The following is a 22,340-nucleotide window of genomic DNA, read 5'->3' on the forward strand; positions in this document are numbered from 1 at the left end:
AACAAGCAAACTTTTTACCATTGATTTGCCATTGTACTTTCTTGCATAAAAACCAATTCCTGCAGCCGGCCAAACAAAAACGGGCCGGCAATGCCGCCCGGCGCCTGTTGACAATATCTTCCTATAGCAATAGTGCCAAACAAGGCAATAATAAGCCTAAAAGTAAATAAATAATTAAATAAAAAGTGGTTGGAAAAAAAATATTCCTCCAACCACTTTTTGTATGGCTCTAAAGCCCTAGTTGTTTTGTTTTATACCGTTAATTTTAAAGCTTGCCTCTCTCTTTGGCGATGCGCAGGAACTGTTCCTGCTTGTTGGCCGGGGGAACATGCAGCACCGCCCGGCGGGACATGGTCAGCGCGCCGGTGGGACAGGCCGATGCGCAGGCACCGCAACCGATGCACAATTCGTTATTCACCGCCGCTATTTCATCACCGTCCGCTCCTGTCGCCAAAGCAACGGCATTTATATGACAGCTCTCGGCACAGGTGCCGCAGCCTGTACATTTATCAATATCGACTTCAGGAATAAAGTTACTGGGGTGTACCGACATGATTCCTGCTTTGTTGATGGAGCTTAAAACTCCACAACAACAGCCGCAGCAGTGACAGATATACGTGGGCTTATTCAGCACATTATCGCCAAGGTGCACCAGGCCCAGCTTTTCAGTCCGGTCCAGCACCCTTAACAATTCATCAACAGAAGCCGGCCTGGCCAGCCCCCGGCTAATCAGCCATTTGGCGGCACCACCCAACGAAGTGCAAACGTCTTCTACAGGGGCATCACACGCCTTGCCCAAGTGACTGGCTTTATGCCGGCAGGAGCACATGCCCAGGGAACCACCGCCCGACTCGCGTATAATTTGAGAGGCTTTTTCGTAATCCAATACCTCGGTTTCGACAGCAGCGGGAATAAGGCTCTCATAAACCAGTGTTTTAAACATTTTGGTTTCCCCGCCGAAAAATTCTTCCCGCACAGCTTCGTTGTTAAAATATTTTTCAAAAAGCTCAGCCATTTCTTTCATATTAAGGTTTTCCCTGACCCGCATAAAGGTGTATTCAAAGAATCCCACCACCATAGGCGACAGCATGTAATACGTTCCGTCCCGGCGCGCCAGGTCCATCACCAGGCCTTTATCCGCCATGCCGTTTAGTATCCCGGCCATGTCCTGTTCTTTATAACCGGCGGCGCCTGCGATTCTTTCCAGCGTCATCGGCAATAGAGGGAATTTACCGCCCACCTCGGCCTCGCTTTCGCTAAACAGCCGGTAAAGTATTTCCATCAGAGTTTCATTTACCGGAGCGCCAACAGGGTTTTTATTCAGCCGCTCTGCCAGAGCCCGGTAGACCGCTTCCTTGGAATCAATTAAGTGACCCATACAACCAACCTCCAGACCGCTTTATATTTTAATTAATTATATTGTAAACAACAAAGGCATAAAAGGATTTTTTTACCTATCCGAAGTCAAGCCTACCGTATCGAGAATTTTAATTAATAAGCTGAGCATAATTGATACCACCGTAGCCAGCCCCATCCCTTTTAAGCTCACCGCACCTAATTCCACATGGGCCCCGCTGATCCCGATAATCAATACGATAGAGGTTAAAATTAAATTTCTGGGCTTGCTGTAATCAATTTTGGATTCCAGCAAGATACGAATGCCTGAGGCCGCGATGACACCGTAAAGCAACAAGGATACGCCGCCGATTACCGCCCAGGGAATACTCCTGATAGCCTCGGCCAGTACACCGACAAAAGAAAGTAAAATAGCCAGGATTGCGGACCCGCCAATTACCCAGACACTGTAAACCCTGGTAATGGCCATAACACCTATGTTTTCACCGTAAGTGGTATTGGGAGTGGAACCGAAAAAGCCGGAGAGCATGGTGGAAATGCCGTTGCCCAACAGGGAAAAATGCAGGCCGGGCTTTTGGGACAGGTCCCTGCCCACAATATTTCCGGTAACAAATAAATGGCCGATATGCTCGGCAATAACTACCAGCGCGGCGGGAATGATGATGGCAATGGCGGCAGGGTTAAACTCCGGCTTATAAAAAGTGGGAACAGCAAATAGCGGGGCCTGCAAAATCGGCGTGACATCCACCAGGCCCACGAAAAAAGCCAGAATATAACCTGCGATCATACCAAACAAAATAGGGATAATCGCCAGAAACCCGCGAAATATAATCGAACCCAAAATAGTTACCGCCAGCGTAAACATGGAAACGGCAATAACTTTGGGATCAGGGGTTTGGGCAAGCAGTCCGGCACTTTCCGCCGCAACCGGAGCCAGTTCCAAGCCTATTACAGCCACAATGGCGCCCATGGCCGCAGGTGGAAAAACAACATTAATCCAACCGGTACCGGCAACCCAAATGATTAAGGCCACCACAGAAAAAACAAGCCCTACGATGATAAAACCACCCAGAGCCGCTTCATAACTATATTTGGACAATACCAGAGTAACAGGGGAAATAAAGGCAAAGCTGGAGCCAAGGTAAGCGGGAATACCGCCCCGGCAAATTAATAAATACAGCAGCGTACCGATACCGTTAAATAAAAGTATGGTGGCCGGGTCGACTTTAAATAATATCGGCACCAGAACAGTGGCCCCGAACATGGCAAAAAGGTGCTGCAGGCTGAGGGGCAAGGTTTGTAAAAACGGCAGTTTTTCCTCAACCTGGATGGTCCTCTTGGTCAAATTTCATCCCTCCAATGATATGTAACGACGATTATCTGACGATTATCAATAACGCTTAAAGCAAGTAAAGCCTGTCCCCGGCGTCCCCGAGGCCCGGCACGATATATGCCTTTTCGTTCAGTTCGGCATCAACCACTGCTGTTAAAATTTTGATCTCAGGATAGCGGCTGTGCACCTGATTGATACCCTTTTTAACTGAAACTGCGCAGACCAGCTTAATTTGCCCGGGCTGATATCCTTTTTCAATGATCATTTCCAGAGTTTTAACACTGCTGTTGCCGGTCGCCAGCATTGGATCAAGCACAAAGATGGTGTCGAAACTACCATCAGATTCCGGAGGAACCGAGTTGCAGTAAGGGCAGGCTTCAAGGGTATCATGGTCCCTGGATACTCCGATATGGGCAACTTTTGCTTCCGGGAGAACTTGCAGGAAAGAATTCAAGAAACCCAGCCCCGCCCTTAGAATTGGCACCAGCAGCACCCTGTCATCCTGAACCCGCAGGCAGTCGGCCCCGGTATCCAGCGGCGTAATCACAGTTTCTTGGGAATATTTTAAATCCTTTGTAGCTTCTACGGCTAAAACCAAGCTTAGTTTATCCATAGCGCTGCGGAAATCCCTGGTGCCGGTCTGCCTGTTGCGAAGAATCCTCAGGCAGTCACCCGCCAGCGGGTGATCAATAATGTGCAAAGAACTCATTTTTTACCTCCGTTGAATAATTATTATTAAACAAAAATCATACTTTAATTCGACAATAGCTACCATTATCCTGTTGGCCAAACAAGTTTTACATCTAAATATTCTCCTGGAAACCCCGGATCAATTCCTTAAAGATAAAAAATCATGCCAGACAAACATATAAAAAAAGGGACAGAGTTACTGTCCCTTTTTCCCTGCTTTGTTCACGGGTAACACTACTGTTTAGGCGCCTATGGTATTCTGCCCCGACGCGGCATCCTTAAGGGCCACGTTGGCGAGGTAGGCCAGCACAACAGCCAGTATGAACAGGAGCACGGCAATTATCATCAGCAGGTAATTACCAGCGTTTAAGGTTTGCATTATCGTTATGCCTAGCGCACTTAATGTAACCAAAAACATAAAGACCATCGGATACTTGGTGAAGCTATTGTCCTTACCCATCCGGGCCAGCCAGACGGATACGGCCAGCAGGGCCAGAGCCGCCAACAGTTGGTTAGCAGAACCAAAAATAGGCCAAATTTTATTCCACTCACCGCTCAAGGCCAGCAAAGCTCCCAAAAACACCGAAATTCCCGTTCCTACAAACATATTAGAAAGCACGCCGCCTTTTGCTGAACTGACGGCGTCTTGAGAGTCCTGCTTGACTTCGGTAAAAAATTCCTGAAAAATAAACCGTGCCAAGCGGGTGGCGGTGTCCAGGGTGGTCAAAGCAAAAGCTGAGACCACCAGGGCAGCAAAGGAGGTGCCTACCTGCTGAGATAGGCCGAGCTTGGTCAGAAAACCGCCCACACCTGCAGAAAACAGGGCCACCGGACCGCCGGATTTCATGGCTTCGACATAATTATCCTGCAGCAAGACGGCCGCGGTGATGATGGCTATGGTGGCCAGCACGCACTCAATCAGCATGCCGCCGTAACCGATCACCCGAGCGTCCGTTTCCTTGTCCAGCTGCTTGGCTGTGGTCCCAGAAGCCACCAGTGAGTGGAATCCTGAGATGGCACCGCAGGCCACGGTGACAAACAACACCGGGAACAGGTAGCCCAACCCGGTTTTAAAGCCAGTGTAGGCGGGCAGTTGAATGGTGGGGTTGGAAATTAAAAGTCCGACTAACGCACCGGCAATCATACCGTAGAGCAAAAATGAATTCAGATAGTCCCTGGGCTGAAGTAGTATCCACACCGGTGTAACCGAAGCGACGAACGCGTAAATAAACAAAACGACCACCCAGATGTTAAAGCTTAATGCCAGGGGAAACATATTTCCCAGCCAGATAGCCACAATCAAAAGCGCAACACCGACAATGGAAGAAACAGCCAACGACGCGTTGCCCCGGTAAATTGTAAAGCCGAAAATAATAGCGATAATCATGAAAAGAGTAGAAGCAGAAGCAGCAGCGGGCACCGCAACAAAGGTATTGGCAATTACAATAGCAAAAACTGCGATAATCAAAACCAAGGTCAGCCAGGCGAAGATACCAAACAGCCTTTTACCCGTAGGACCCACATTGTCATTGATGATTTCTCCGATAGACCGGCCGCCGTGGCGCACCGAGGCCACCAGCGAGGTAAAGTCGTGCACTGCACCGATGAATATTCCGCCAAAGATGATCCACAAAGCTACCGGAACCCACCCAAAAGCCGCCGCAGTCACCGGACCAATAATGGGGGCAGCCCCGGCTATAGAAGCAAAGTGATGTCCCAACAACACCGGTGCCCTGGCCGGAATATAGTCCACCCCGTCGCGCCTGCTGTGTGCAGGAGTTTGTTTTGTTGGATCCAGGCCCAGTTTTTTGGCCAGAAATGCACCGTAAGTAAGATACGCCAAAAAGAAGGCACATATGGACACTATTATCAGTATACTGGCACTCAATTTATCACTCCCCTTTATTTATAATCCCGCAACACCGTTTCTGTCAGGCAATTGGTTGTGCCCGGTATATACCTCCTTAATATTACCTGCCGACCGTTTTTACCGATGGCGGCATCAGGTAACTACGTGCCACCTCCCTACCTTTTTTATTTGCGTGGATCTGACCTGCGGCAAGGTCCACGAGAATCAGGTGTACCTGACTCCAACCCTGCAAGCCGAAACGATAAGTGCGGCCAAAACTAAATCTTTTCGACTGGTTGATTATTTCCGGTACAAAGCCCTTTTCCGACACAAGTACCCCAGTAATCATAGTGGACATGTGCTCGTGATGCGGTGTAACCAGTTCGTTAGCAGCCTTGACTAACAAGTGGATAAAAGCCTCAAACCCATTGGAATCTACTTGCTGACGGTGCCCGGCCACCAGGCAGTGTTCTATGTTTTCATAACCACCCAGGGAAATCTTTTTTGTGGCAAAATACTTATCGCACCTGATATTCGAGAAGGCATAAATGGATAAGCTATGCCCCAATATAACACTCTCTCGCTCCACGTCGAAATAACCGGCGTACCTATCCGCCAACCAGTTAAGATATTGTTCCAGATTCATCTGCAATCCCCCACTTGGATACGCATTTAGTAATATAAGTAAAGATTTCAGAATATTATATTAATTATTTACCTGCAATATGACCCGGAAAAGTGTTTATAATGTTGAAATAAGCACCTTAAAATTCAAAAAACCTGCATCAAATGCAGGCTTTTTGAATTTTAACAACTCCCTAAGTTTTTTAACCTTGGAGGCGGCTTACGCAAACTGGACGCTTTTAAATTTAAGACCGGAATTTTGTGACTGGCTTGTAAAAACCGCGTTGACACCTTCCTTATATTGTGTTACGTTTTGACGAGTAGCTATTCCGGCACGCCGCACTTGCAGGGTGTTTAATCTAACAAAGAGGGGGCGCATTAAAGTATGAATATCCATAAAGAAGTTCGCCAGAGCACGTCAGATAATAGCCTCTTTGAGAACATTACCCAGATGTGGCTGGAAATACTGGCCGGGCTTTCCCATGACATGAGAACGCCTTTATCCTCCATAAAGGGCTATGCCACCACCCTGCTGAGAGAAGATGTATCATGGGATGTTGAAACCCAAAGAGAGTTTTTAAAAATCATTATTGAAGAAACAGATTTTCTGGAAAGCCTGATCTCTAAATTGCTGGAATCCACAACCTTAAGCTGGAAAGGCGAAATTGAACTTAATAAAAAACCAATATCACTACCACAAATGATAAAAAGAATACTTAATGACGCCATATATCAAAACAAGCAGCATACTTTTCATGTCCTGATACCGGAACCTTTTCCACTGGTTAACGCCGATGCTTTACTAATCGAACGGGTATTACGCAACTTAATTGAAAACGCGGTTAAGTACTCTATGGCCAACACCCTATTAGTTATTAAAGGTGAAATAACCTTTGACGAAGTAATCATATCTATAGCCGACCAGGGAATCGGTATTGACGAAGAACACCTTAATATGCTATTCGAAAAATTCTTCAGGGTCAATAACGGTACCGATGAGCAGAATAAGGGCCTTGGATTGGGTTTACCCATGGCACGCCAAATAATCATTAGCCATGGCGGTCGAATCTGGGCCAAGAGCAAGCCAAATGAAGGAGCCATTTTTTACTTTTCGCTGCCTTACTAACTATTAAAGACGGCATGTTCGTATTGGGGGGGGTTTCTTTGAAAAAAGCCAGGATTCTGGTGGTTGACGACGAACCGCGTCTTGTACGACTGGTTAAAGTTAATCTTATCGCCAGCGGATATGAAGTAAATGAAGCATACAACGGCAAAATGGCCTTAGACCTTCTCGAAGCTGCCAATTACGATTTAATCATACTGGATATCATGCTGGCCGGTGATATGGACGGCTATCAGGTTTGCAGCAGAATCCGCCAATTTTCAACTATTCCCATCATCATGCTGACAAGTAAGGCCCGTGAACATGACCGGGTTCGTGGTTTTGATGTCGGCGCGGACGATTATTTAACCAAACCCTTTAGTGTTCAAGAATTGATCAGACGTGTCAAGGCTGTATTACGCAGATCCTCGCCAATAGCCACTACTGTCACGTGCCCCAGATTCATTTGCAATGATTTGGTAATCAATTTTGCACAGCGCAGGGTATTTGTTAAAGGCATTGAAGTTGGACTTACAGCTACCGAATATCAGGTTTTATATCACCTGGCTCAGCATGCCGGCAAAATAATTCCTCATGAAGATTTGCTGACATGGGTCTGGGGACCTGAATACCGTAATGAGGTACAATATCTAAGGGGTTACATCAGTAACCTGCGCAAAAAAATAGAAGATGATCCATCAAATGCCCGATATATCATCAGCAAACACGGTATTGGCTATTACCTGTCAAATGACAACGACTAACAACAATATCACGCTTATTTTACACTCTACTTATTACTAAGTAGGGTTTTTTTATGTATTCTTTATACTTTCGTTCATTTATTTATGATTTATTTATGACAATTTTCCTATAATGAAAATGAAATTTTTAGAAGAAACCGGTGTAGGAGGATTTGTCATAATGTTGGAAAACGCTTTAACGCAAAAACCTTTGTCATTGGAAGTCCTTGATTTGGAAGCTGGTGTTAATAAATATTTTAATAGTGCGGCTGAATTTCTCAAACTGAATGATAGTTCTAAAATCTTGTTAAGCACTGCGGAAAAAGAGATTAAAGTATCGTTTCCGGTCACTATGGACGACGGGTCCACCAGCATATTTACCGGTTATCGTGTTCAGCATTCAAGCGCCAGGGGACCCTACAAGGGCGGCATCCGTTACCATCCTTCAGTGACAATGGAGGAAACAAAAGCCTTGGCCTCTTTGATGACTTGGAAGTGCTCCCTGGTTGATATCCCTTATGGAGGGGCCAAGGGTGGTGTAATTTGCCATCCCGCAACCATGTCCGTTTGCGAGCTGGAGAGAGTAACCCGGCAATACACAGACTCAATTATGGCATTCATCGGGCCCAAGAAAGATATACCCGCACCTGATGTGGGAACGAATGAACTTGTCATGTCCTGGTTCTTAGATGAGTATAACCGGCAAAGCGGCTGTCATCACCCGGCAGTGGTGACCGGCAAGCCCATCAGTATTGGAGGAAGTCTGGGGCGGCTTGAGGCTACCGGATATGGTGTAGCTAAAATCGCTTTGGCGATGCTGGCGGAGAATAACATTTCCCCCAGTCATGCCACGGTTGCCATTCAGGGGTTTGGCAAAGTAGGTTCATGGACTGCAGCCAGACTCGCTCAGGCAGGCTGCAGGATTGTGGCGGTCTCGGATATCACCGGGGGTTATTATAAACCGGACGGGGTATCCATTGAGAAGGCCATGAAATATGTTAATGCTTCACCCCAAGGAACTCTCAGCGGTTATTACGAAAAAGGACTTACAAAGATTTCCAATGATGCTTTGTTAGGCCTTGAGGTTACTTTGCTGATCCCGGCTGCTATGGAAAACCAGATTACTGAGCAAAACGCCCGGTCGGTAAAAGCTAATTTCGTGATAGAAGCAGCTAACGGGCCGGTTACTCCAGCCGCCGACCTGGTTTTAGAGCAGAAAGGTATTCAGGTGGTCCCCGATATACTGGCTAACGCAGGCGGAGTTGTAGTGTCCTACTATGAATGGACTCAAAACTTAAGTGGCCTGAGTCTAAGCCACAAGGAAGTAATCAACCGTATGGACCAAAAAATGCTGCAAAGCCTGAACACTATACTGAAAGTTAAAAAAGAAACCGGTCTGAGTTTGCGCCAAGCCGCCTATGTAATTGCCATGGGCAAGGTAGCCGATGCAGCCATGCTGCGTGGCTGGAACTCAGCTAAAAAGAATGCAGATAATTATTAGAACAGTATTCCTGGGAGGTTATGATTCATGTCGGAACTATGTAACAGCGTAAAGGCATCAAATTGCTATCAGGAAATTATTGAACACGCCATTAAATACGCTGCTGAAAAGACAACCCAGGGCAATATGGAAGAAACAGTAGATAAGTTGCGCCAGCTTAATCCATTAACTCATAGCTATTTTAGATACGCCGTAGCTAAAAAGACCTGGGAATTGCTATGTAAGGCAGATCCTTTACTTGTTAACGGATATATATTGGGTGAACATGAGGAGCGAAAAGTCTCACACAGTGAATCACTATACCTGGTAATATTAGCGAAACGAAAAACAGCGGCCATCAGTTCATTGATCAATGACCTATGTCAGGGATTATTGACTGAATATAAACGGGTCATGGAGGAGCGGGCCAAGGATTTGCAGATATTTATGTTGATTGAGCTCATTGACCGGCAGGACTTGTTACAACGCTCCGGGATGCTGTTAGGCATTCACTTGCCACCGGCAAAATTAAATACAGATACTTCTATTATTGGGATGTAGCATGGCAAAGTGTATTTAACTTGTTCTTTATATCTTTCCTTTACGTGGGCGCTTGGCTTAGAAGCAGGTGCCCATTTATTTTAAAGTAATAAATGCTAATTTAATGTAGAAAATCAAGGGGAGGATTTATTGTGAACAAAGAACTTACTTTAACACCTTCGGCCTTTTCCAATTTATTGTCGCAGCTGCTATTCCTGGAGGAAAACAAAAAAAATATCCTAGATGATTTTTTTCCCCGCAAAACAAAAGAAAAAATAGAGTTAGAGGAATTAATTGACGAATATGTTAAAAAGGTCGACCAGCTTATTAAAAACATTAAAATAACCGACGAATCTGAAAATGTATTTCCTTTTGTCAGCATCGGCAGCATAATCAGTATTAAGGATACTGAAACGCATGAAACATATCAACATCTTATTTGTAATCCTTACAACATCAATACAGATAACAGCATCTCTTATTTATCGCCGATGGGCAGGGCGTTACTTTTAAAATGCCCCGGAGATAAAGTTTCTGTAAATACACCCAGCGGAGTATACAATTACGTCATTGAATCAATTACTTTTAATTAGGAACAATCCTACACATAACCCTCAATGAAAACCTGCGGCTTTCCGCTTAGTGATAGAAGTACAAACAGACAAGAGAGCCAAAGGTTATTAATTAATCTGCACCCAGAATAGCGATAAAAAAAAGTGGAACACGCTACCCGCCCCCGTATTCCACTTTTGTCATATTTTAATTAGTAATCATTTCACCCAGCTTTTTACCTGTTTCCCGTACACCCTGCAATTCTTGTCCATCGGGGCGGTACTGGATGTTGATAAAGTCAAGCGGTGTTTCCCAGCCCATGTCTTTAATGACGCCGGCAACCTCCTTGGCGCCCTGGCCGCCCCAGCCATATGAGCCAAAAGCAAGTCCAATGCGTTTTTTAGGCCTTAGTCCCCTGATATAGGTGAGGAAAGCGCTCACGGTGGGCAGCATGCCGTTATTTAAGGTAGGCGTCCCAATTAAAATGGCCCGGGCGGTTAAAAGGTCGGTCATAATTTCAGAGATGTGATTGGTTTGCAAAAACCGCATGGTAACCGGGACGCCTGCGTCCTCCAACCCGTCCTGCAGCGCCAGGGCCACCCTCCTGGTGGAATCCCACATGGTATCATAAACAATCAATGCTTTGGGATCGGTTTCATTACCGGCCCATTTGCGGTAGACCGGAACAATTTTAGGAATCAAAGAGCGCCAGATGACACCGTGGCTGGGGGCAACCATATCGATATCCAGCCGGGTAACCACATCAAGGGCTTTGTTTACGTTATCGCCATAAGGAAGTACGATATTGGCGTAATAAGTTGCGGCTTCCTCGTGCACAATCTCCCAGCCGAGTTGGTCATCAAAGCGCTCGGCGCTGGCAATATGCTGGCCAAAAGCGTCATTGGGCAGCAGCAGTTTTTCTTCGGGGATATAGGTTACCATAGAGTCCGGCCAGTGGACCATCGGCACGTGAACAAACTTTAAAGTGCGGGAACCGATGCTAAGCTCCTCACCGGAATTAACCACCTTAAAATTCCAATTGTCTTTTTTGTAGTACCGCTTAAGCCCTTTTTGGCCCTGGGGAGAAGTCACCAGCTGGGCATTGGGCGCAAGCTCCATTATTTTGGGCAGGCTGCCGGAATGGTCCATTTCCACGTGATTGGAGACCATGTAATCTATCTTGGACGGGTCAATGATTTGCTTAATCCTGTCCAGCATTTCATCGCAAAGGTAATGCTTGACCGTGTCCACCAGCGTAATTTTTTCATCTACTATTAAATAAGCGTTATAGGTTGTCCCTCTGGGTGTCACATAACCGTGAAAATAACGCAGGTTCCAATCGATTCCTCCCACCCAGTAAATCCCGGGCTTTAATTCAACAGGTTTCATTTATTGCTCCTCCTTTTAGAAAGACTGGCGAATTAATGGTAGTATAATGGGCAAACATTAATGATAATTTGCAAAAACCTTAAAGTTTTCTTAACTATACCCAGGTTAGTCCTTATATTATCCTAAATATGATTTTTAAAACATGGCAGGATTTAAAGCCTAAATCAAGAACATATTTAATAATTTTTGTTCGGCAAAGGAAGGAAGAAAAGCTATGTATATTAACAAGCTTTTTGTTTTCGGCACCCTGCTCCCCGGCCTGGATAACTACAAACGGTTTTTAGAAAAATGCCAGCCGGAGTATTATCCAGCCAGGGCGGAAGGAATCATGTATTACTTGCCCGAAGACGGTTACCCGGTTGTGCTGGAAGGCAAGGGTGAGGTTAAGGGAGTGCTTTATGACTCCGACGAATTGCGCGTAGTCTTACCGGAAATTGATGATATTCAGAAATTTACGGGTATAGAAAGCCAAAGTTACCTGGTAAGAAGGATCGTGGACGTGGAAAACCTTGAAACAGGTGCAAAAGTTAAAGCTCACATGTACCTGTGGCCTCCTTCTAAAGCCCTGTGGCTTAAGGAAAACGGTGTGATCATCTATGATGGTGACTGGATGAACTTTTTAAAAACAAAAAAATAGATCTCGGGGGATGATATCCCCGGGATCTATTTTATTTTTTGTATCAATAGTTTTAGATCTGTTTTAGATCATCTGAACGTTGGAAGCCTGCTGGCCGCGTGGGCCGTCAACTACATCGTATTCAACTCTTTGTCCCTCGTTTAACGATTTGTACCCTGCTGCTTGTATGGCAGAAAAATGGACGAATACATCCGTACCGTCTTCATTTTCAATGAACCCATAACCTTTTTTGTCGTTGAACCATTTTACAGTACCCTTCAAAATCAATTCCTCCTGTAGTTTAAACTACCAATAGTATTGCCCATTCTAACAAATTTATTTCATCCAGGTGAAAATTACTTTAGCCTAACATAATTTTCCCCTCAGGGTAGCGCACTTCCGGCTGCCTTTGGCGGTAAGCAAGGGCATAGCCGATTGTCAGCGGCCCTAATCTGCCGAAAAACATAGTAACAATAATCAGGATTCGGCCAAGCTGGTTTAATTCCGTAGTAAGTCCCAAAGACAGCCCAACCGTGCCCAGGGCCGAAACTACTTCAAACAGCACCTTAATAAAATCGGCCTGGTGCGTTAAAGCAACCAGAAAAGTCACCACAAAAATTAAAAACAAACCAAGCAGCGCTATCGCCAGCGCCCTGGCAACTTCCTGGTGGGCAATTCTTCTCCCCAATACTTCGGTATCCCGCTTACCTTTTAAAATGCTGTAAATAGCCAGCCCCAGAACAGCAAAAGTGGAAGTTTTAATTCCTCCCGCAGTTGAGCCCGACGAACCACCCACGAACATCAGGGAAATGATCAATAATTGGGTGGATAAAAGCAGAGAATTCAGATCTACGGTATTAAAACCGGCAGTCCTGGGAGTTACCGCCTGGAAAAAGGAGGCTAAAAATTTTCCTTCCAGGGTCATTTGACGAAAAGCATGATTATATTCGGAAACAAATATTATCAGCGTTCCGGCAATGATTAAACCGGCAGTGGTGATTAAAACGACCCGTGAGTGTAAAGAAAATCTTTTGTTTTGTTTATACTTATAAATCTCGTATATGACGACAAAACCTATGCCGCCAATGATAAACAGGCTTGATATGACCAAATTTACCACCGTGTCCGCGGTGAAAGCGGTGAGGCTGGAAAAGTTACCGAATATATCAAACCCCGCGTTGTTGAAGGCCGAAACCGAATGAAACAGGCCGAACCACAAAGCCCTGGGAAATCCCATGGCCGGCAGCCAGTGCAGAGCCAGAATAAATGCTCCCGCCAATTCGATACAAAAGGAAAATATTAGTAGGTACCTGAAAATATTGACAATACCTTCAATGCTGCTTTTGCCCAGAGCTTGCTGCATAATCAATCTTTGCCTTATTTGAATTCTCTTGCCCAACAGTAAAGCAAAGAAGGTGGCAAAAGACATAATTCCGAGACCGCCCACCTGGATAAGGAGCAAAATCACCAGCTGCCCAAAAAAGGTCCAGTGAGTTCCCGTATCAACCACAACCAAACCTGTTACACAAACCGCAGATGTTGCAGTAAAAACCGCAGCAGATACATCAATATTTCCGTCCGCTACCGCCCAGGGCGTGCTGAGCAAAACACTACCTGTAATAATAGCTGCCAGAAAGCCTAAAACGAGTAATTGTTGCGGGCTTAAACGGTTCAATTTTAGCATAAATGCGACCTCTTTTGCTCTCTTTTGCTGATTATTCCAGTTCGATCAAACGCTGCAATTTTTCGTTTTTTCCCAGCGCCACCAGAACATCGCCCTCATTTATTAATTGTGCCGCAGTAGGAGCCACAATGATATCACCGCCGCGCCTGACGGCCAGCACGGTTACTCCCAATTTGTTGCGAACCCCTATATCCACCAAACTCTTGCCGGCAAACGAATTGGGGGCCATCATCTCCATGATACTGTAGTCCGGCGACAGCTCAATCTGGTCAAGTATATTGTTCGAAACCATCGACCGCGCCAGTTTTACCGCCATATCCCTTTCAGGGTAAATCACCCTGGCCCCGATTCTTTCCAAAACTTTACCATGCATGGTGTTCTGGGCCTTGGCCACCACTTTTTTAACCCCAAGCTCGTTAAGGATCAAAGTCGTCATGATACTCGCCTGAATATGTTCGCCTATGGATACCACCACCACGTCAAAATTTCTGATACCAATTGACTTTAAAGCCTGTTCGTCGGTGGCGTCCATCTGCACGGCATGGGCGGCTATTTCAATAGCCGCGTTGACAGTATTTTCATCATTATCTATAGCCAGTACATCATAACCCATTCGGCTTAGCTCCGAAATAAGGCTCGTTCCGAAACGCCCCAGCCCAATTACAGCAAACTGCTTATCTTTCATTAAATATCCTCCGTGCTAACCAAGTATTCAGAATTCAGGAGTCAGGAGTCAGAATTCAGAAGATTAAAAGATGATACTAAAACTACTACGTTATCTTACGAACTTCTGTCTCCTGATCTATTATTCTCAATGTTTATCATATAATGACAAATATTACAATAAGACAGCCTTATTTATGGAGAAAAAATGCAAATATTTTTCCAGCACCGGCGCACCGGCAATGGAGCCGGCTGCCCGGGCATAAAGCTCCAACTGAACTTTATATCTGTTTGCAGCCTCTTCAATTTGATTTTCTGACAGCCTGTCGGTTTTGTAATCGATGACAACCAGGCCGTCCTTTTCTACGAGCAGGCAATCAATAACACCCTGCAGCAAAATAATTTCTCCTGCCGGGATTTTTCCCGCCTGATCCGGATACAGCTCAGCGGCTTCAATTCCCGTGGTAAAAGGCACTTCACGCCACAAACGCCCTGCCCCTGCCGCATTGATTAACCTGAGCCCCAGCGGGGTTTTAAAAAATCGAGCTATCTGCCCCACCGGCACCAGCCCGCGCTGCCCGGCGCTGATTATTTTCCGGTTAACCATGCTTTCCAGCTGTTGTTCTATTCCGGCTTGATCCAGGGGCCGGTCCAACGACAGGTTCTGCATAATCAGGTGCGCCACCCGGCCTTTTTCCGCGCCGTCAAACCCGCTGCCCGTATAAAACGCCGGCAGGTTAAAGCCGGGCGGCAGCTCCGCCGCACCGGTTGCATCCGGGGTCTCCCGGCCCGGGAGGGGCAACGCTATTCCGGGTTCCGCTTCCATTGAATCTTCTTCCAATTCTTCCTGCCTGTGCCGCCATTCCGTAACTGTTACTTTAGTTGGCAGTCCGGCCAGCTCAAGGTGAGGATACATCCATAACAGCCGGTCGTGCAATTCCCCGGCGCCAAGCAGCTCTTTGTTCTCCCCGGACCAGCTTTCCTCTTGCTGCCGCAGCCATTCCTCAGGCAGCGGCTCAAGGCGCCGCAGGAATTCCAGCCACGTTTCCGACTCCGGTTCGTCTCCGGCTTGATCAGTCTCCCGCAAATATTTTAGTGCGACAGCCGGCCACAGAAAAACCCTCCAGTCACAGGTACCGGCCCCGGCAGTCTCATGCGGTTGGCTTAACATTTGGTTCATTACCGGGCTCATGGCTGCATGGCTCCACAGAGCCGGTCCCAGCCAGCCCACCGGTGTTTTGGCGCCAGCCAGCAGCGGGGCGCTCAAAGGGCCTTCTGCCGGAGCGGCCAGGCCGCGCCTGTCCCATTCCTGCACCGCTTTGTCCAGATCTTTAATGGCCGCGGTTATAATTAACTTTTCCCTGGCCCGGGTCAGGGCCACATAGAGGAGGCGCATTTCCTCCGCCAGCGTCTCAAGCCGCATGCGCTGCTTAATTACCCTTTGCAATACCGTGGGATACTTAATTCCCCGCTCCAGGTCCACTATTACCGGCCCGCACCCCAGGCGGCGGTGCAGCAGCGGGTTCCGGCGCAAATCCATAAAATTGAAGCCCCGCCCCAATCCCGCAACCACCACCACCGGAAATTCAAGCCCCTTGGACCTGTGTACGCTCATCAGACGGACCACATCTTCATTTTCACCCAGGGAACGGGCCGCATCCATGTCGCCGCCGGTTTCCCGAACCTGCTCCACAAAACGGAGGAACCGGAACAATCCACGGTAGACAGTCCCTTCAAACCGCCTGGCCCGGTCCACCAGCGCTCTCAAGTTGGCCTGACGCGCGGCCCCGCCGGGCATGGCCCCAACCAGGTCACAGTAGCCCGTCTGGCGGTACAGCTCTTCCAGTAGTTCGGCCGGGGATATGCGGGACGCCAGATCCCGCCAGCCATCAAGCCGCTCCAGAAAACGTTTTAAATCATGCATTAATTCCCGGTCAACCTCACCGGCCCCGGAAGCAACCTGCCTCACCGCACTATAGAAATCTCCCCGGGGGCAGGCCAAACGGATTTGCGCCAGCCGGGCGGCATCCAGACCGACGATCGGGGATCGCAGCACCGCCGCCAGAGGTATATCACGGACCGGGTTATCGATAATCTGCAGTAAGGCAATTACGGTTTGCACTTCCGGCGCGTCGAAATACCCCCCGCCGCCGTCCGCGTAGGCAGGAATACCGGACCGGCGGAACTCTTCAAGATAGATTCCGGCCCGGCCTCTGGGCGATCTCATTAAAACCACTATATCCCGCCAGGTGACCTGCCGCAAGCCGCCGGCACCGCCTTCCCGCACCATTCGGTTAATACGGTCCGCCACCCAGCGCGCTTCCAGCCGCACCAGGTCCAGATCATCCAAAGCCTCCGTTTCAGCTGCAGCATCCTCAGCTTCCGCGCTTTCCTCACCCATGCCGCTGTCAGGCTGCCCGTAATGTTCCAGCAGGTGAAACTCTACCGGGGATTCCTCTTCTTCTTTTCCTGACGCTTTTCCTCCCCCTTCACCCGCATTTTCGCCACAGTTCTTTTTCCCGCTGTCTCCGCCGGGACTGCCTGCACCGGGGTTCAGGCGGGCCCGGTCATCATAGGCCAGCTCAGCCACTTGCTCATTCATTAACCTGCCAAACAGGTAATTAACAGTATTTAGTATTTCCGGGCGGCTGCGAAAGTTTGAGCGCAGGTCCAGGCGCAAACCTGCTCCCCCGCCTGCGGCTTGATCATCAATACTGCCAAAACTGTGATAATAGCCGAGAAATACCGTGGGGTCGGCCAGCCGGAACCTGTAGATGCTTTGTTTTACATCCCCCACCAGAAAACGGTTGTCCCCCCGGGCTACCAGACGCAGCACAGCTTCCTGGACTCCGTTGATATCCTGGTATTCGTCGACCAGCACCTCGCTGAAATACTCCCGGTACTCCAGGGCCACGCCGGACGGCAGCAGCGGAGCGGCAGGGTCGTCAAGCGGCTCCGCCCCCCAATTGGATTCTTCGGCGTTTTGGGCTAAAACCGCCAGGGCCAAATGTTCAAGATCGGAAAAATCCACCACGGCCCGGTCCAATTTTTTATTCAGGTATGCTTTTTTAAAACGCAGGGTTAAATCCACCAGTGCCCGCACCAGAGGAGCGGCCCGCAGTAGATCACCGAGCATATCGCCGGTGGAACGGCTAAAACAATCTTTATATATGGCGGCCGACCTTTTTTTAACCCCGTCCCGCAGCTCCTGGACTTTCTTCTTAATTTCTTCCTGCGACTCCCCTTTACGCGCCCTGGGCAACGCAGACCAGTTGGTCAGCCTTTCCAGAGCACTTTTAAGCCCATCAAACGGCCCGTCCAGCAGCTGCAGCACCTCACACACCCCGGCAGCATCCTCCGCCAGCCTTGCTGTATAACCGGACGGCCCGCCCGGCCCGTCTGCCAGCCTTAAAGCCTGCTCCAGATCATCCCGCCAGTTTTCAAATTCCAGGCGCAGCATGTCCCGCCAGTCCTTGACCCAGGCTTGTTCTTCCCAGGACCGGGCAACGGACTGCTCCAGCATGGCGGCCACACTGTTGAGCCACGCCCCCGGACGGGGCATGCTGTGGGCAAACTCATACAGGCGGAGAATCAGCTGAACCAGCTCACGGTCGTCTCCATGCCGTCCGGCCATGGTCCGGGCCAGCTGCAAAAACGGCGATTCCGGTGGTGCATCCCGGTGCTCTTCGTAACATTCCTCCAGCATCGCCTCAATAATTTCAACGCGCAGCATAGCGGCTTCATTTTCATCCATGACCCGAAAACCCGGGTCCAGCTTCAAAAGGTAAAAGTGGCTCCTGATGACCTCACTGCAGAAGGAATGAAGCGTCCCGATATTGGCCCGGGGCACCAGGAACAGCTGCCGCTGCAGCAGCTCGCTGTCCGGCTGCTCCTGCAGGGCCCCGGCCAAAGCCGCACCAACCCTGTGGCGCATTTCCCCCGCGGCGGCATCGGTAAAAGTAACCACCAATAACCTGTCCAAATCCACCGGATTTTGCCGGTCCAACAGCATTTGGATGATTCTCTCCACCAGCACGGCAGTCTTGCCGGAGCCGGCGGCAGCTGAAACCAGCAGGTTTCCGTTCCGAGTCTCTATCGCTTTGCGCTGCTCACCGGTCCAGCGAATAGAAGTCAAAGCAGGCACCCCCTTTTCGTCCGACTTCATATTGTACGCGGCGCCTGAGTTCCTTGGCATCAAGGTTTAAACTGCGAAACCGGTTTTCCGGCAGCCATAAATCAAACCGGCAAACCGAACCATAGACGCAAAAATCACAGGCCCCGGCCTTACCCACTTTTAGCGGGGCGATATCAACCCGCCCGGCGGCTATGTCCTGCCCGATAATTTTCAGCAGCTGCCCCAGGGCATCCAGCAGCCACTGAAACTCTCCCGGTGTATATACCGAAGCCGCACTGCGGCCGGAAATACCGCCGTCCTTGTTTAATGAGGCGGGCACCAGCAGCGAGGAGCAGCCCGGCGCCAACCCTTGATCCAACAGCCGGTACAGTTCAGCTCCGCAGTCAACCAGCAAACCGTTTAATTTAAATTGTTTCAACCATTCCCGTTCTAATTGAGGAAGAGGCACATCCGGAACAGACAGGTTTAAAATGGGGCGCTGCACTCTCAGGTAAAATGCCCCTGCAGGTTCAACTATCTGCCCGGCGCGGGCACAAACCGCCGCAAAGTATTCCAGGGCCACCTGCAAATACACCAGCAGCTGAAGCTGGGCCCCCGCCAGCACCCGGGGCAGCTCAAGCTTTTCCGGTCCGGACTTGTAATCGATAATCCGCAAATAATAGCCTTCCCGGCCCGGCCCCAGATCCACCCTGTCGATGCGCCCGCTTAAGGTTAGCTTCACCCCGCCGGCAAGCTCCACTTCCAGCGACGGCAGCAGCAGCTCAGGCCCCAAAGGCGCCGGGCCGGTTATCCCCCCGGCTTCCGCCGGAATTTTTCCCTGCGGCCCGAAATATACTTCCAAGGCCGCGGGGCGAAAGTTACTCTCCCTCATCTGCCTGGTCATGGCCAGAGCAGTGTCGTTTAAACGCTCCAGCAGACGGTCTTTTTGCCGGTGCATACGGGCGCTGCTCAATAAAATCTTGCCCTGCAGGCGTGGGGCCAGAGTATCTACAATTTCGGTGCAAATACCTTTAACCTGTTCGTCGTCCAGTTGATCCCAGTGGGCTCCGGCATCGGTTACCTTTTCCACAAAAATTCGCAAAGCCTCGTGGTAGAGCTGGCCGGTATCAGGAGGCGCCAGCCGGTAGACAGCCCTTTCTTCGAGCTGCAGCCCGTGGGCTAAAAAGTGCGCAAAGGGACACCGGACGAACCGTTCCAGGCGCGAAACGCTGCTGGTAAAATATTTTTGTTTACGATTGCCGCGGCTCCATAAACCAAGCGACAGGTCCTCGCCCAACGGAGCTTCTGTGTTTCTGCCGGACAGACTGTTAACCAGCAGCTTCATTTTGGGCCGCCACTCGGCCTTTGCAGCCAGCAGGTTGTACAGCCTCCACCACGCCGGGTGAATCTGATGTCCCCAGGCCGCTTCCCGCCAGCGCAGCGCAAGGCGGGGCAGCAGTCCCGCCGGGTGCTCCATAAAATCCAGGTCAGCCCAACCTCCGGGAGGGTCTGTCGGCATTAATTCGGCTTCCAGCCAGGGGAAAAGTTCCCGGACCCGCCTGATGACCATTGAAGGGGAAGCGGCCCTGCCTTCATCGTCGCCCAGGGGGTAGCTTAAATAAAGCGCGCCGCCGGTGCGGGTAAGCGCCCGGTACACCAGAAATTGCTCCTGGTACAGGCTGTCCCTGGTCCCCGGCGGCAGCTCCAGCTCTTTTGCGGCCAGGCGATCGGCCAGCAGCTCCCGCTCCCGCTCGGTGAAGACACCGTATTTACGAATGGCAGCCGGCAAAACACCCTCGGAAAGCCCCGGGATAAAAAGAGCTGCCACATCGCGCGGGGGACGGGAGCGATCCAGGCTGCCTATGGTTACCGCATCCAGCCCGGGTGGAATCATACTCAGGCTCAGCGCCTCAAAGCCCGCGTCAAGCACCGCGCCCCACTCGGCCATGGTCAGCCTGTCATGGCCCAGCACTTCGGCCAGTTCATCCAGCAGCCCGTTGACCAGCCGCCAGACCTGAAGGTGCTGGCGCGTCAGTTCGGGACGGCCCGCATCAAAAGCAGCCCTGCTCCATTGATCCATCCGCCACGGAATACCAAGCTCCAAACATAGCTCCACCAAAACACGGGACCAGTCCCGCCCCGTCATGCGGCCCGGCCGGCCGGAAGCCGCATCCCGCACCTTTAGCTGGGCGGCCCTTAATTCCTTTACCGCCCTCCGGCGCATAGCGTCCATTTCAGCCAGTTCCGGCGGGAGATCCTCTGCCGGTTGCTCTTCCAGCCAGCTACGTCCGGGCACATACCGCCAGGGTTCTTCGCTATACCATTTGCTCCCCCTGATTCCCGCCGCCAGCACATAGTTTTCCAACCGGTCTGTTTCATCCCGGCTCAACGGCGCCAGCCCGGTTTTTAAATACCGAAACACGGGATCATAAGTCCAGCCCGACTGCCAGACTTCCGCCGCCGACCTCAACAGTTCAACCAACGGATGGTGCATTACGCTTTGCCTGTGATCTATAAAAAAGGGGATTTCGTAATCCTCAAAAACCCGCTGCAACAAAGGGAAGTAAACATTAATGTCCCTTACCGCAACCATAATTCTGCGGGGACGCAGGCCACCGTCCCGCATTAGCCTGCGAACTTTTCTGGCTATGCCTTCCACTTCGGCCCGGGTATTGACCGCGGCAGCGAGAAAAATCCGGTTAAGCCGCTCTTTGTAAGCATGCACCGGGTAGGTGAAGAAATTTTTCTCCAGGTAGGCGAGTTCCGGCGCGTCCTTAAAACGCCAATTGACACCGGGAGCCAAATAAACGGTTTCCACCGCCGCACCGGCAGCGCGGGCCAGGCGGCAGAGCCTGTGACAGGTTTCCCCGGGCTTGACAAAAGGGTGATTCTCCGGCAGGCGCCTTTTGGTGGAAGCCTCATCCAGGCACAGTGTCAGGGTAAGCTCCTTTGACTTTTGGAGCAGCGCCTTGATCACCTCGTATTCCTGGGGGCTAAAAGAATTAAACCCGTCTACCCATACCCGGCACCCCTCCAACAAAGCCGCGCCCGGTATTTGCCCGGCCAGCAGGTTCAAGTAATCATCCGGATCGGTATATTTATCAGCCAGTTTTTCATTGATCCGGTGAAAAACCAGGCTGAAGTCCCTTAGCTTCATACCCAGTTGTCCGGCTTCCCGCCCGGCTGCCCCGATTAAATCCTCCGGGGATAGCCGGCAGGTTTTTACCTCACCCACCAGTTCGGAAAGAGACGCCAGAAAGCCGGGCCGGTTTTGCAGCGCGCCCATCATTTCCAAACTGCCTTTTTCCTCCAGCAAAACACCTTTAAGCATCATCCTGCGCCCCAGTTCACTAACCGGGAGCAGCGCGGCGCCACCGGTTTCCCGCAGCACCCGGTGCGCAAAACGGCGAAAGCTGTAGACCTGGGCCCGCATGCTCCCGCCAAACTGAGCCAGTTCCCGTTCCATTGAGAAAGTCTCCTGGGCCGGGACGATAAAAACCAGCGGCGGTCCCAGCGGATTCTCCCGCAGCCCGGCAAAAATCTCATCCAGGCAGCGGCGGGTCTTGCCAACTCCCGCACGCCCCAATAACAAACGCAGGGTCATA

17 protein-coding genes are annotated in these 22,340 nt (G+C 49.9%); 6 read left to right on the forward strand and 11 right to left on the reverse strand.

Annotated elements, in window-relative coordinates:
• Positions 1-265: 265 nt before the first annotated feature.
• The 5 genes from BM056_RS12270 to BM056_RS12290 form a co-directional block, all read right to left on the reverse strand.
• Positions 266-1,378, reverse strand: coding sequence for a 4Fe-4S dicluster domain-containing protein (locus tag BM056_RS12270; RefSeq protein WP_092471701.1), 1,113 nt, complete (start codon positions 1,376-1,378; stop codon positions 266-268).
• 72 nt (positions 1,379-1,450) lie between these two features.
• Complete coding sequence (gene uraA, locus BM056_RS12275; RefSeq protein ID WP_092471702.1) at positions 1,451-2,701, reverse strand: uracil permease; 1,251 nt, start codon at positions 2,699-2,701, stop codon at positions 1,451-1,453.
• A 55-nt stretch (positions 2,702-2,756) separates the two neighbouring features.
• Positions 2,757-3,398, reverse strand: coding sequence for a uracil phosphoribosyltransferase (gene upp / locus BM056_RS12280; RefSeq protein WP_092471703.1), 642 nt, complete (start codon positions 3,396-3,398; stop codon positions 2,757-2,759).
• A gap of 222 nt (positions 3,399-3,620) precedes the next feature.
• A complete protein-coding gene (locus tag BM056_RS12285; protein WP_092471704.1) occupies positions 3,621-5,267 on the reverse strand; it encodes a carbon starvation CstA family protein in 1,647 nt (548 codons plus the stop codon).
• Between the two features lie 82 nt (positions 5,268-5,349).
• Positions 5,350-5,874, reverse strand: a complete 525-nt coding sequence (locus BM056_RS12290; protein WP_092471705.1) for a DUF8052 family protein — start codon at positions 5,872-5,874, stop codon at positions 5,350-5,352.
• A gap of 363 nt (positions 5,875-6,237) precedes the next feature.
• On the opposite strand from BM056_RS12290, the gene BM056_RS12295 reads away from it, so the two are divergent.
• From BM056_RS12295 to BM056_RS12315, 5 genes are all read left to right on the forward strand, one after another.
• Complete coding sequence (locus tag BM056_RS12295; RefSeq protein WP_092471706.1) at positions 6,238-6,978, forward strand: sensor histidine kinase; 741 nt, start codon at positions 6,238-6,240, stop codon at positions 6,976-6,978.
• A 38-nt stretch (positions 6,979-7,016) separates the two neighbouring features.
• Positions 7,017-7,718: a response regulator transcription factor gene (locus tag BM056_RS12300; protein ID WP_092471707.1), complete on the forward strand. Its 702-nt coding sequence runs from the start codon at positions 7,017-7,019 to the stop codon at positions 7,716-7,718.
• A gap of 160 nt (positions 7,719-7,878) precedes the next feature.
• Positions 7,879-9,198, forward strand: a complete 1,320-nt coding sequence (locus BM056_RS12305; protein ID WP_092471708.1) for a Glu/Leu/Phe/Val family dehydrogenase — start codon at positions 7,879-7,881, stop codon at positions 9,196-9,198.
• A 27-nt stretch (positions 9,199-9,225) separates the two neighbouring features.
• Entirely contained in the window at positions 9,226-9,738 is a 513-nt protein-coding gene (locus BM056_RS12310; protein WP_092471709.1) for a hypothetical protein, read from the forward strand.
• Between the two features lie 131 nt (positions 9,739-9,869).
• The gene (locus tag BM056_RS12315) at positions 9,870-10,310 is read left to right on the forward strand and encodes a GreA/GreB family elongation factor (protein WP_165613503.1); all 441 of its coding nucleotides are present in this window, start codon (positions 9,870-9,872) and stop codon (positions 10,308-10,310) included.
• 166 nt (positions 10,311-10,476) lie between these two features.
• On the opposite strand, the gene BM056_RS12320 is transcribed toward BM056_RS12315, so the two are convergent.
• A complete protein-coding gene (locus tag BM056_RS12320; protein WP_092471711.1) occupies positions 10,477-11,658 on the reverse strand; it encodes an FprA family A-type flavoprotein in 1,182 nt (393 codons plus the stop codon).
• A 214-nt stretch (positions 11,659-11,872) separates the two neighbouring features.
• Between BM056_RS12320 and BM056_RS12325 the strand changes: the two genes are divergently transcribed.
• Complete coding sequence (locus tag BM056_RS12325) at positions 11,873-12,295, forward strand: gamma-glutamylcyclotransferase family protein (protein ID WP_092471712.1); 423 nt, start codon at positions 11,873-11,875, stop codon at positions 12,293-12,295.
• A 63-nt stretch (positions 12,296-12,358) separates the two neighbouring features.
• Here BM056_RS12325 and BM056_RS12330 read toward each other — a convergent pair whose 3' ends face one another.
• The 5 genes from BM056_RS12330 to addB form a co-directional block, all read right to left on the reverse strand.
• Positions 12,359-12,556 (reverse strand): cold-shock protein, encoded by a 198-nt coding sequence (locus BM056_RS12330; RefSeq protein WP_092471713.1) that lies wholly within the window; start codon positions 12,554-12,556, stop codon positions 12,359-12,361.
• Positions 12,557-12,635: 79 nt separating this feature from the next.
• Positions 12,636-13,958, reverse strand: a complete 1,323-nt coding sequence (locus BM056_RS12335; RefSeq protein ID WP_092471714.1) for a TrkH family potassium uptake protein — start codon at positions 13,956-13,958, stop codon at positions 12,636-12,638.
• 31 nt (positions 13,959-13,989) lie between these two features.
• On the reverse strand, positions 13,990-14,643 hold the full coding sequence (locus BM056_RS12340; protein ID WP_092471715.1) for a potassium channel family protein: 654 nt from the start codon (positions 14,641-14,643) through the stop codon (positions 13,990-13,992).
• A gap of 153 nt (positions 14,644-14,796) precedes the next feature.
• Complete coding sequence (locus BM056_RS12345) at positions 14,797-18,756, reverse strand: UvrD-helicase domain-containing protein (protein WP_165613504.1); 3,960 nt, start codon at positions 18,754-18,756, stop codon at positions 14,797-14,799.
• Positions 18,731-22,339, reverse strand: coding sequence for a helicase-exonuclease AddAB subunit AddB (addB, locus tag BM056_RS12350; protein ID WP_092471717.1), 3,609 nt, complete (start codon positions 22,337-22,339; stop codon positions 18,731-18,733). Before addB ends, BM056_RS12345 begins: the two co-directional genes overlap by 26 nt.
• Between the last annotated feature and the right edge of the window lies 1 nt (position 22,340).

Source organism: Desulfotruncus arcticus DSM 17038 (assembly GCF_900113335.1).
Lineage (GTDB): Bacteria > Bacillota > Desulfotomaculia > Desulfotomaculales > Desulfallaceae > Desulfotruncus > Desulfotruncus arcticus.